The following is a 12,833-nucleotide window of genomic DNA, read 5'->3' as shown; positions in this document are numbered from 1 at the left end:
ACAGGAAGTTCACGGCAAAAGCCGGAAGCCATCCGCAAAGCGTTAAAAGCTACCCCTCTAAAGCTTGACACTTTTACTGATTATTTTAATATCATCATCCTCAAATTTGCTTGAGGTAATGATTACATATCCTTTCTTCTTGGGATCTTTTTTTATCGGGAATTTATCTTCTTCCCACTGGGAACAGTGAGTGGAAATAGAAGGAACCAAAGGTTTCCAGCCCGTTTTACTTAAAGTATATACATAAAACGCATGCCAGCAGCTGGTACACCAGTTAGGATAAAAGCCCAGCTCATCTTTACCGTCATTATTGAGGTCTCCCAAATTGTATAAGGTTCCGCTGTTCGCTGTTGCAATAACGAATGGTTTTATCTTCTTATCGCTGAAATAAATGGTGGTTTCACACTTTCCTTCGCATTCTTCTTCACAATCGCTTACTTTTACATAGGCATATTCTTTTGTTCCGTTTCCGTCAAAATCTCCCTGAAGTTTTTCTCCGACTTCCTGAGCCATGAATAATGAACTGCAAAACGTTAAGACGGTTAAAATAAATGTTTTCATATTTTTCATAAATGATGGTTATTTCCTTGCAACTCTCAACAGCAATATAATGATCAGCAATACGGAAAAAATAAAGGCCAGTACCGCTACCAGAGATAATTCTCCTATTCTGGGGCCTGCTTCCGAAACAAAAACAATGGCCGTAGCAACAATGTTTGCTCCCAGGATCATCGCCAGAATCAGGTTGATCACACTTGACCTGATCAGCTGGTTGGTTTTTTCAATATTTTTGATCTCACCGGAAACGGTGAATTTATTTTCATCCAGCTTCTGCAAAACGGAGCGGAGTTCTTTCGGGATTTCATCTACATTATCGGTGAAATTCATCATCCTGTCCATCCCTGTTTTTAAAAGATTCTTGGGGCTGATTTTTTTGGTAAATATTTTCCGGCTGTAAGGATGAAGGCTTTTTACAATATCCAGATCCGGATTGATGTTTCTTCCCACCCCCTCTATCAGGCTGATCCCTTTAAACAGCAGATAAAAATAATCCGGCATGTACAGCCTGTTGTGGGTAAGAATATCTTTCATTTTATTGATGATCACCTGTACATCGATATTCTGAAGCGAGGAACTGTGTACGAAATTGAGAATATCTTCCACATCATTTTCAAATCTTCTTTCGTCGGGAATCTCATAACTGACCGCCATTTTTTTGAGATAACGGACTATTTTATGCGGATTTTTGGCCACAAAACTCACAATAAGATTTTCAAGGATCTCTTTATCATTCGGCTGGATCTTTCCTACGGCACCGAAATCGATGAAGACTATTTTACCGTTCTTTTTCACCAGGATATTTCCGGCATGCGGATCGGCATGGAAAAAACCATAATCCAGGATTTGAGATACAAACAGCCTCAGTCCGGTTTCCGAAACTTTTACCGGATCAATGTTATTGGCTAAAAGTACAGATTTATCCGTGACCTTGATCCCGTCGATGAATTCCATACACAGAATATTGTTATTGGAAAACTCCTCATAGACTTTCGGAACATAGGTTTCTTTATTGTTTTTAAAATTCAGACGGAACTGCAGAATATTGTTTTTCTCATTGATCAGGGAAACTTCTTCCAGCAGGGATTTTTCAAAAGTGGAAATAGCCTGCCTCAGATTGAGCTTCTCTCCTATCTCTGAATAGGCAGACACCAGTTTTTCCATATCTTTGATCAGCAACAGATCATCTTCAATCACAGACTGTACATCCGGTTTTTTCAGTTTTAAAATAACAGGACTGCCGTCCAGCAGAACGGCTTTATATACCTGCGCTATGGAAGCGGTGGCTAAAGGTTCTCTGGTAATTTCCAGGAAGTGTTCCCTGACGGAAATATTGAATTCATTTTCCAGCATTTCCTCTACATTCATGTCCACGGTTTCCACTTTATCCTGCAGTTTCTGAAGTTCCTGGATCAGTTCCGGCGGCAGCAGGTCTTCACGGTTACTGAATGCCTGGCCAAGTTTTACGAATGTGGGGCCCAGCTCTTCCAGTACAAGTCTGATTCTTTCGTAGACCGTTCCTTTTGATACCACATCATCAGGATGTGAAGAGATCGGTTCCTGTTTATTGCCTGTATTCATCCTTGCCAGCATGTCTTTAAATCCGTATTTACTCAATACGGAAATAAGTCTGGCTGATCTTTTCAGTTTTCTTTGCTGCTTATCAAACATAAATTTTAAATAGTAGGTGCAAATTACTCCAAAAATTGTTCCCATCAGAGGTCAGAAGCAATTATGCGGAAAATTTTCTTTAAATCTCATTATTTATTAAAAATTTATATCTTTATATCTACCAATTCAAACAACTAACCTATAAAATATTAAAAAATGAAAAATTTACGTAACAGCAAACTGTCAAGAGAACAATTGAAAACCATTTCAGGAAGCGGTATTATTATTGGAAACTGTTCCAACAAGTGCTGCCCTGATGACGGAAGACCAAGATGTCCGGGAATGATATGCCCGGCTGTGATATGCCCCAAGTATGTATAAAAAAATGAGAATATCTTAAATACGGAGCAGATTTGGATCTGCTCTTTTTTATTTCTTTATTTTGTACATTGCATTTATTTTAGAGCGTGTTTAAATTTTTAAATTTGATTTTTTGTATAGGATTCAAATTTTTGTCTAAATCATAGTCTTTAAGTATTTTTTTGATTAAAAGATAATATATCTGATGACGTGTTTTTGTCACGCAAAGGCTCATTTATAGGCAATGTTGATTTTAGGAAGCAAAGAGTAGAATCAACTCCGTTGATTCGATGAAGCGAGCGTTTTAACAGTTAGCTTCATCAGCAACGAAGTCGCATCACTTTACCCACTCAAAATGAAGCGGAATTATTCATCAACTTTGCGTTAATTTTTTTTAGACTTAAAAAAATAAATTCAAACATGATCTATTGAGTTTCATCAATAAAAAAAAACTAATAATTAATTACATAAAAGTTTTGAATAAAATTTAAAACAGACTTTTAGAATAAGAATGAAGACTGAAATATGAAAGAAAGATTTGAAACCTTCCAGCCGAAAAACCCGGTCATCAAAAAATATGTTGATTATTACTATCTGGATCTGAAGCCGGACAACAACATCAATACATTTCAGTGTTTTCCACACTTTAATAATACTATTTCTTTTCATAAATCCCATATTCAAACAGAAAAAGGGGATGTTGCTTTTGACGGGGCCGCTCAGACGCTTCAGATCTTCACTCCCATCCGCGAAAAGGTTCTCAACGTTGTGCAATATGGGGAAGTTTACAGAATCGTCATTGTATTCCATCCTTTGGGAGTTCAGCAATTTTACAGAAACCTGTCTTTTACAAAGAGTCTTAGCCATCTTGAATTCTTAAGTCCGGACGAACTAAATAAAGTTTTTTCGACAACAAATACGGAATTGCTGACCCTTTTGCTGGATTCTTTTTTAGAAAAGAGATTCTTTCCTTTTGAAAATTCTGTTCTGGAAAAATCAATTCAGTATATATTCACCCATTGTGAAAGTTTTACGGTGACTGAACTTTCTGATACGATAGGAATCAGCAGACAGCATCTGAACAGAAATTTTCAGGCTCATCTGGGAGTCTCGGTTAAAAAATTTCATGAAATTGTCCTTTTCAGAAAAACAGTGAATGAGAAGCTGTTTGAGAATCCGGACAGGAGTTTTACGGAACTGGCTTATGAATTTAATTTTAATGATCAGTCGCATTTTAACAAAGCCTATAAAAACCTTACAGAAAATTCACCCAGGAATTTCTTTGATCAGGGAACCGTTTTAGGCAGCCAGGATACTTTCTGGCATTTACTTCCCTGATGTGTTCCATTTTTACAATTTTCCCCGGTTTTTTATCTCTAGTTTTGTCTCATCAGATTTTAATGTATGAGAAATTATTTAACAATGGGATTAATTTGGGCAGCGTCTCTTATGAGCGGGCAGCAAAGTTATTCAGTCCTGACCCAAAAGGCATCGGATCTTATGGAGGAAACGGAAAACGCAGCAGATTACCAGAAGGCATTCAACCTGTATGAAGAGGCTTTCAGAATGTATCCTGACAGCATTGACGAAACGGGACTTTATAATGCGTCTGTTCTTGCTTCGGAACTGAAAAACTATGACAAAGCTTTCCAATATCTTACCCCACTTATTAAAATAAAAGCTACGGAAAGCACTTATCCGGGATGGAGCTATATTGAGGATGAATCGTCTGAAAGTGACTATAAGAACCTGCTGGCTGATCCAAGATGGAAAGCCCTGAAGCAAAGTGCAGTGCCTTATAAGAATGAGTTTTACAATAATTTAAAGAAAATTCAGGACGAGTTTTTCCAGGTAAAAGAATATTCTTTTAATGAAAAGGAAAATGCTGATGTATTGTACAGCCAGATAAAAAACTATGCTCCGTTTTTACCCAAAGCACAACAGAATTATTCTGTTTCATTCAAAATAAATGATTCTGCTACGACTTCCTATCTTGTTCATTTGCCGAAAGCCTATAATCCCGAAAAAAAGTATCCTCTTTTATTTTTTCTACATGGAGCCGTACGTTTCAGTACTTTAGCAGACTTCCAGATCCCTCAGCAAAATCTCGGTAGCTGGAACAGGTATTATACCAAATATGCCGATTTAAATGATGTGATCCTGGTTTTCCCACAAGCCAGCAAAGTCTACAACTGGATGACCTCTGATGATGGTTTTTTCATGGTTCCCGAAATCCTGAAGCAAATCAAAAAAACGATCAATATTGATGACAATAAGGTTTATATTTCAGGACATTCCAATGGAGCAACCGGATCATTTTCTTATCTGATGAAGCAGCCTTCACCGTTTGCCGGCTTTTACGGACTGAATACGTATCCTAAAGTTTTTACCGGCGGAACGTTTATCGAAAATATAAAAAACCGTTCGTTCATTAATTTTTCCACAGATCAGGATTACTATTATCCAACTAATGCCAATGACGATCTCACAAAAATGATGCATGGAATAAAAGCCGATTATAAGGAATACCGATACAATGGATTTCCGCATTCATTTCCTATGTACAATGCCTCCGAACCTGCTTACGAGATTATTTTCAATGATATGAAAAACCGGAAAAGAAATCCGTTTCCCAAAGAAATTGTCTGGGAATCTGATGACGAAAGGTACGGAACAATTGACTGGTTATCCGATATAAAACGGGATACGCTCCGATCGGCTGCGGTATGGCATAAAAATCTGAACTTCAAGATCACAAAATGGCTGAAATATGATAAAAATGACAGTCTGGTTGTTGAAAATACAGATAAAAATGCTTTTGATTTCCCAAGAAAATCAGGAAAAATAAAGGCTGAATATGCTCAGAATGTTTTCCGGATTGAAACTTCACGCATCGGTGCTTTTTCCATTAGTATTTCTCCGGAAATGATTGATCCTGATAAGAAGATTAAAGTTTTTGTCAATGGGAAATTATATTTCAATAAGAAAGTAAAATATGACCGGGAATTTATGCTGAAGAACTTTGAGAATAGCAGAGACCGTGAGCAGATCTGGATTAACCGCATTAGTTTTAAAGTCTAAACCAATTAGCATTTCTTCCTCTAATTTTTCATTCTGTAATGCAATGATTATATTTTCCTGATTAACTGTGATTTATTTTTGCAGGAATCCAAAACCTAACAGGTCTCAGAGACCTGTTAGGTTTAGAAAAACATAGAATCTTAAAAGGTGGGGCGTATTTTTATTAATCGCAAAGTCACACAAAGATCAATAAAAGCAGATAAACAAAGCCGCTTCGCTTATTTTTGAAATACAAGGTTTTAGAGCGAAACAGGTTAATAGATCCGCTGGTGTTACTTAGGAAACTGACTCATGGTATGATAACAAAACCACCTTTGTCGAGGTGGTTTTTAAATATTATAACGGTTCTTGTTATTTCAGATGGGTATCGTAAAGGTCTTTCCTTCTGTCTTTCATTACCTGAACGGAACCGTTGTGATGAAGGTCTTTCAGCAGATTGAGGTCTACATCCACGATCAGGGTCATTTCTGTATTAGGGGTTGCTTCTCCTTTTACGGCATTGGATGGAAATGCAAAATCTGAAGGGGTAAATACGGCGGCCTGCCCGAACTGAATGTCCATATTATTCACCTTCGGAAGGTTTCCTACACAGCCTGCAATGGCTACGTAACATTCATTTTCTATCGCTCTTGCCGCGGCACAGTGGCGGACTCTCATATAGGCATTCTGGGTATCGGTAAGGTAAGGAACAAAAAGGATTTTCATTCCCTGATCTGCCAAAATTCTTGGTAATTCCGGGAATTCTACGTCATAGCAGATCACCAGTCCTATTTTTCCGCAATCGGTGTCGAATACTTTAATTTCACTGCCGCCTTTCATTCCGTAATATCTCTTTTCATTCGGAGTGATATGAATTTTTCTGTATTCATCCATACGCCCGTCACGGTGAAGGAGATAGCTTACATTATACAGTTCGTTGTTTTCAAAGACAGGCATGCTTCCGGAAATAATATTCACGTTATAGCTGATGGCCAGTTCTGAGATCCTGTCTTTGATCTGATCGGTAAGCTTGGCCAGCTCTATCATACTGTCTCTTTCCGACAGGTTGTTGAAAGGAGCCAGCAACGGTGTATTGAACAGTTCCGGGAAAAGGACAAAGTCTGATTTGTAATCTCCCATCACATTCACAAAAAATTCTACCTGTTCGTAAAACGCTTCAATATCTTTGAAATGCCTCATCTGCCACTGTACCAATCCCAGACGGATGATACTGTCCTGCATGGTATTCGGGCGTTTGCTGTAATAAATATTATTCCACTGAAGAAGAACCGCATTTTCTCTTGATGCTTCATCTTCCGGAAGGTATTTTTTCAGAACTCTGATCGGCAGGAAATTATTGGAAAGCTGGAAAGACAATACGGGATCATAAATTTCCTTATCTCTTACCTTACGTATATATTCTCTTGGAGAAAACTCATGGCTGTATTTATGGTAACTCGGGATTCTGCCGCCCAGAACGATGGATTTCAGGTTCAGCAGTTCGCAAAGTTCTTTCCGGGCATCATACAGTCTTCTTCCGAGACGCAGTTCACGGAATTCAGGATCTACAAACACTTCTATTCCGTACAGAACATTTCCGGTGTCGGAATGGGTATTGAAAGTATAGTTTCCTGTAATATCACTATACGTATGATCGTCTCCGAATTCTTCGTAATTAACAATAATTGAAAGTGCTACGGCGGCCAGTTTTCCGTCTACGGTAATACAGATCTGCCCTTTCGGAAACATCCGGGTAAGCTTTTCAATGCTTTTTTTAGACCATATGGACTCCGACATCTGCGGATAAGCCCTTTTCATCGTTTCTGCCAGCTCTTCATAATCCTGAACACTCAGGGGCCTTGTTTCTATTTGCATTTGATGTAATTTTACTTAAATTTAGGGAAAATATTTTATTTAAATCTTTATATAAAGGTACTTCTCCTATCATTTATATCAATTTAGGTGCCCTATTGTACAATTTATGATTCAGGTTTAAAAGCTTAGAATTATTTTATCTCATTAGAGCCTGTTTAAAATTTCTAAATTTGATTTTTTTATGACATTCAAATTTTTATCTAAATCATAGACTTTAAGTATTTTTTGAATCAGATAATAATGTACTGATAATGTGTTTTTGTAACGCAAAGATTTAACTTCATTATGGATATTTTAGGGTGCAAAGGATAGAATCAACTTCGCTGATTCGTCGAAGCGTGTGGATAAGCATACCGTTTCATCAGCGACCAAGTCGCTTCACTTTGCCCACTCAAACTAAAGCGGAATTATTCATCAACTTTGCATGATTTTTTTTGCAAACTTGAAAAATATAAAATTTTAAAAGTCTCTATACTTTTTCTTAAAAAAAGTATACAAAATTCAAGACTGGAATCATCCGCTAAAAATTGAGATTGACTTCTAAAATTTCCAAGCTCGCATGGATCAAAAGGTTCTTCTTCGGCTCTAAATCCAAGCCATGCTCAAACAGTGGAAATTTTTTAACGGATTCAACCTCAATTTTTTTTAACGCTCCTGCTTCCTAAGTCAATCCAGCAACCCCTATTATTTTCAAATTTTGTGACTGATTCTATTTTATTTCAATAATACCTAATAAGAAATCCCACCCAAGCGGGCAGGATTTATATTCTCTGTTCAAGTCAAAATTATTCCCACTCAATGGTTGCAGGCGGTTTGCTTGAAATATCGTAAGCTACTCTGTTGATTCCTCTTACTTCATTGATGATTCTGCTGGAAACGGTATCCAGGAACTCGTAAGGAAGTCTGCTCCACGTTGCGGTCATGAAATCGATGGTGTTGGCAGAACGAACGACTGCTGTGTATTCGTAAGTTCTTTCGTCTCCCATTACTCCTACCGATTTTACAGGAAGAAGGACTACGAAAGCCTGAGATACTTTTTCGTAAAGATCGTTTTTATACAGTTCTTCGATGAAGATATCATCTGCTTCCTGAAGAATTCTTACTTTTTCGGCATCTACGGCTCCCAGTACTCTGATTCCTAATCCCGGACCAGGGAACGGGTGTCTGTATACCAGGTGGTGAGGAATACCTAATTCTTCTCCAACTCTTCTTACTTCATCCTTGAAAAGCTCTCTTAACGGTTCTAACAGCTCGAATTCCATATCTTCAGGAAGTCCTCCCACATTGTGGTGAGACTTGATCACCGCAGATGGTCCGTTTACCGACTGGCTTTCGATCACGTCCGGGTAAATGGTTCCCTGAGCCAGGAATTTAGCGCCTTCAATTTTATGGGATTCTTCGTCGAATACGTGGATGAATTCATTTCCGATGATCTTTCTTTTTGCTTCAGGATCGTCTACTCCGGCCAGCTTGGAAAGGAATCTTTCTTTAGCGTCTACCATTTTGATGTTCATATGGAAATGTTCGCCATACTGATCCATTACTTTTTTGCCCTCATCTTTTCTCAATAATCCTGTGTCTACAAAGATACAGGTCAGCTGATCACCGATTGCCTTATGGATCAGAACCGCAGCTACTGAAGAATCTACTCCTCCGGAAAGTCCCAGGATTACTTTGTTGTCTCCTACTTTCTCACGGATTTCTTCAACTGTTTTTTCAATATAATTGGTCAGTTTCCAGTTTTTCTCTGCATTACAGATTCCGAAAACGAAATTTTCAAGCATTTTGCCACCTTCTTCGGTATGGGAAACCTCCGGGTGGAACTGAACACAGTAGATTTTACTTTCTTCGTTAGAGATGGAAGCAATTACGCCTGATCTGGCATTCAGCTCGAAACCTGCCGGCAATTCTCCTACTTCATCAAAATGGCTCATCCACACCACAGAATTCTGAGTAACTCCTTTCAGTAAAGAGCTTTCTTTAACGATCTCCAGATTTGCCTTACCATATTCTCCTTTTTCCCCTTTGTTTACTTTCCCCCCTAAAAGATGAGCTGTCATCTGCATTCCGTAGCAGATTCCAAGAACCGGAACTCCCTGCTCGTATAATGCTTTTTCTACCAGGTGGGCATTTTCTGCATTCACAGAACTTGGTCCTCCTGAAAGGATGATTCCTTTAGGCTGTTTTGCTAAAATATCTTGTAAAGGTGTATTGTAAGGTAAGATTTCAGAGTATACGCCCATTTCACGGATTCTTCTTCCGATAAGCTGGTTGTACTGGGATCCGAAATCTAAGATAATAATACCGTTGTTCATTTTTGATAATTGATAAATGATGATTGATAAAATGATAGAACTTTTGGCTTCCGGCTTACAGCTTTTAGCCTTTTGCTTCTAACTTCTGATTGATAAATGTTTTACAAAAAAAGACTTGGAAGTGATCCAAATCTTTTTTCGTGATTTTTATTAAAATTTTCCGATGTCTTCTCTGTAAAAACCGTAGTCGAAGTGTACATGACCTGCGTCTTCATACACTTTCTTGCGGGCTTCATCGTAAGTAGCTCCAGTAGCTACAATATTCAGTACTCTTCCACCGTTTGAAACCACTTTGTCTCCTCTTCTGATGGCACCTGCATATAAAAGTCTGCTGTGCTTCACTTTATCTTCACCAGAGATTTCAAAGCCTGTTTCAATGTTTCTCGGGTATCCTCCTGAACACATTACCAGACATACTGCTTTTTCGTCTTTGAATTTAAGTTCGATGTCTTTTCCTTCCATACAATCCTGGATCACATCCAGAAGGTTGTTTTCCATAAGGGCCATCAGTACCTGAGTTTCCGGATCTCCGAATCTCATGTTGTATTCAAGAAGGTAAGTTCCGTTTTTGGTAACCATTAATCCGAAGAAAATGATTCCTTTGAAGCTGAATCCTTCTCCTTTAAGACCTTTAATGGTAGGCTCTAAAATATTCTTCTCGAAATCTGCGTAGTGTTCCTGTGTAAATTCCGGGCTTGGCGCTACTGATCCCATACCTCCTGTATTTGGACCTGTATCACCGTTTCCGGCTTTTTTATAATCTTTTGCTGCGATACAAGGGAAAAGTTTTTCACCGTTTGAAAATGCGATGATGGAAGCTTCAAACCCCTGCAGATATTCTTCAATAACCAAACGGATTCCCGCATCACCGTAGATTCTTCTGATCATGAAGTCGTGGATTGTTGCTTCTGCTTCTTCCAGCGTATCACAGATCACTACTCCTTTTCCTCCTGCAAGACCGCTGGCCTTGATTACTAAAGGAAACTGCTGTTTCTGAACGTATTCTTTAGCATCGTTGTATGAATCAAATACCACAGCTTTGGCTGTTTTGATATCATAGGTCTGCATGAATTTCTTAGAGAAAGCTTTACTTCCTTCCAGACTCGCCACTTTTTGCGTCGGACCGAAAACTTTCAGATCGTGCTTTTTAAATTCATCCTTCAAACCTGCTACAAGAGGGGCTTCCGGACCTACAATCGTAAGATCTACCTTTTCTTTGATCGCGAAATCTCTAAGTTCTTTGATTTCTGATAAATGAACATTTTTCCCTATTACATCGGTAGTAGCATTCCCGTTGGCAAAAAACATTTTAGAAATTCTCGGGTCATTCTGAAGCTTTGCTGCCAGAGCAGATTCTCTACCGCCTTCACCTATGATTAATATTCTCATACTTTATTTATTATCTAGTCTTATTCTACAAATATATAATTTTGGATGCTATAAATACAATCTCTAATTATTTTTTAATTCTATTTTAATTAGTGGAAAAAGTGTCTAACTCCTGTAAACATCATTGGAATACCGTGCTCATTTGCAGCTTCTACACTATCCTGATCTTTTACACTTCCCCCCGGCTGGATGATTGCTTTGATTCCCTCCTGAGCGCAGAAATCCACTACGTCACGGAAAGGGAAAAACGCATCAGAAGCGAGTACAAGATCTCCGGAGAATTTCTCTTTTGCTCTTTCAATCGCCTGCTGTGTTGCCCAGATTCTGTTGACCTGTCCGCCTCCGATTCCGAAAGCCTGGATTCCGTTGGAAACCACAATCGCATTTGACTTTACGTATTTTACTACTCTCTGGGAGAAAAGTAATGCTTTTTTCTGTTCTTCCGTTGGCTGTACTTCTGTAACTACTTTGATGTCGTCAGAGAAATGAGTGTCGTTATCCTGAACCAGGATTCCTCCATCCACTTTCACCCAGGTCTGCTTATCGGAAACAGGGTTTACGATCTTAATGATTCTGAGGTTTTTCTTTTTTCTTAAAATTTCCAGTGCTTCTTCATCAAAATCAGGAGCCATCACAATTTCAAGGAATGTTTTGTTTAGCTCTTCAGCTGTAACAGCATCAATGGTGTAATTCATTGCAACAATTCCGCCAAAGATGGAAACCGGATCACATTCGAAAGTTTTCTGATAGGTTTCCAGTGCTGAAGTACCAATCGCTACTCCGCAAGGGGTTGAATGTTTTACTGCACAACAAGCCATTTCTTCTTTGAATTCATTCACTACTTTCCAGCAAAGATCCATATCCCGAAGGTTGTTGAAGGAAAGTTCTTTTCCGCCAAGCTGCTCGAAGTCTTTCATGGCTCCGTTCTCGAAAGTAGAAACGTAGTAAGCAGCTGTCTGATGAGGGTTTTCACCGTATCTGAGGTCTGCCACTTTTTTGTAGGAAGCATTGAGATAAGCCGGATAGTCTTCTTCTAAAAGCATTCTTGAAATAGCCGCATCATAGGCAGAAGTAAGGTTGAATACTTTTCCTGCCAGCTTTTTACGGGTTTCGATGTACGTGTCACCGTTCTGTTCCATTTCCAGTTTTACCGCGGCATAATCTTCAACATCGGTAATTACGGTAACAGAATCGAAGTTTTTTGCTGCTGAACGAAGCATTGACGGGCCTCCGATGTCGATAAACTCTACTTTTTCGTGTAAAGAAATATCTTTGTTTACGTTTTCAAAGAAAGGGTAAAGGTTTACGATCACCATATCGATCAGACCAATTCCGTGTTCCTGAACTGTTTTCATGTGCTCTTCATTGGCACGTACGGCTAAAAGTCCTCCGTGAACTTTCGGGTGAAGGGTTTTCACTCTTCCGTCCAGCATTTCAGGGAAGTTGGTTACCTCATCAATCTGAATGGGATTTAAGCCAGCGTCTTTCAAATGCTTGAATGTTCCTCCGGTGGAGATCAATTCATAATTTTGGTTTTCTAAAAACTGTGCAAATTCAATTAATCCGCTTTTGTCTGAGACACTGATTAAAACTCTCTTTTTACTCATTTTACTTTCGATTTTTTCATAGGATTCTGTCCTATGCCTGTTTTCAACCGCCCTTCCG

At 38.7% G+C, this 12,833-nt stretch carries 9 protein-coding genes; 3 read left to right on the top strand and 6 right to left on the bottom strand.

Features of this window, described 5'->3' with window-relative positions; all coding sequences use genetic code 11:
• Window positions 1-57 precede the first annotated feature (57 nt).
• Window positions 58-561: a hypothetical protein gene (locus AC106S_RS12270; RefSeq protein WP_482439418.1), complete on the bottom strand. Its 504-nt coding sequence runs from the start codon at window positions 559-561 to the stop codon at window positions 58-60.
• Between the two features lie 18 nt (window positions 562-579).
• Window positions 580-2,229 carry an ABC1 kinase family protein gene (locus tag AC106S_RS12265; protein WP_482439416.1) on the bottom strand — a complete coding sequence of 550 codons (1,650 nt, stop codon included), beginning with the start codon at window positions 2,227-2,229 and terminating at the stop codon, window positions 580-582.
• Between the two features lie 156 nt (window positions 2,230-2,385).
• On the opposite strand from AC106S_RS12265, the gene AC106S_RS12260 reads away from it, so the two are divergent.
• From AC106S_RS12260 to AC106S_RS12250, 3 genes are all read left to right on the top strand, one after another.
• The gene (locus tag AC106S_RS12260) at window positions 2,386-2,550 is read left to right on the top strand and encodes a hypothetical protein (protein WP_482439415.1); all 165 of its coding nucleotides are present in this window, start codon (window positions 2,386-2,388) and stop codon (window positions 2,548-2,550) included.
• 504 nt (window positions 2,551-3,054) lie between these two features.
• Window positions 3,055-3,867, top strand: a complete 813-nt coding sequence (locus AC106S_RS12255) for a helix-turn-helix domain-containing protein (RefSeq protein ID WP_482439414.1) — start codon at window positions 3,055-3,057, stop codon at window positions 3,865-3,867.
• An 84-nt stretch (window positions 3,868-3,951) separates the two neighbouring features.
• Complete coding sequence (locus AC106S_RS12250) at window positions 3,952-5,610, top strand: alpha/beta hydrolase-fold protein (protein ID WP_482439413.1); 1,659 nt, start codon at window positions 3,952-3,954, stop codon at window positions 5,608-5,610.
• A gap of 351 nt (window positions 5,611-5,961) precedes the next feature.
• Here the strand turns inward: AC106S_RS12250 and AC106S_RS12245 are convergent, their stop codons facing one another.
• From AC106S_RS12245 to purH, 4 genes are all read right to left on the bottom strand, one after another.
• A complete protein-coding gene (locus tag AC106S_RS12245) occupies window positions 5,962-7,464 on the bottom strand; it encodes a nitrilase-related carbon-nitrogen hydrolase (RefSeq protein ID WP_482439412.1) in 1,503 nt (500 codons plus the stop codon).
• A gap of 785 nt (window positions 7,465-8,249) precedes the next feature.
• Entirely contained in the window at window positions 8,250-9,779 is a 1,530-nt protein-coding gene (guaA, locus tag AC106S_RS12240; RefSeq protein ID WP_482439411.1) for a glutamine-hydrolyzing GMP synthase, read from the bottom strand.
• 150 nt (window positions 9,780-9,929) lie between these two features.
• Window positions 9,930-11,168, bottom strand: a complete 1,239-nt coding sequence (gene purD, locus AC106S_RS12235) for a phosphoribosylamine--glycine ligase (RefSeq protein ID WP_482439410.1) — start codon at window positions 11,166-11,168, stop codon at window positions 9,930-9,932.
• 89 nt (window positions 11,169-11,257) lie between these two features.
• Window positions 11,258-12,775, bottom strand: a complete 1,518-nt coding sequence (gene purH, locus AC106S_RS12230) for a bifunctional phosphoribosylaminoimidazolecarboxamide formyltransferase/IMP cyclohydrolase (protein ID WP_482439409.1) — start codon at window positions 12,773-12,775, stop codon at window positions 11,258-11,260.
• Between the last annotated feature and the right edge of the window lie 58 nt (window positions 12,776-12,833).

The organism is Chryseobacterium sp. FR054 (genome assembly GCF_056844565.1).
Note: the sequence above shows the minus strand (reverse complement) of the source record. Positions and strands in the feature narration are given on the sequence as shown.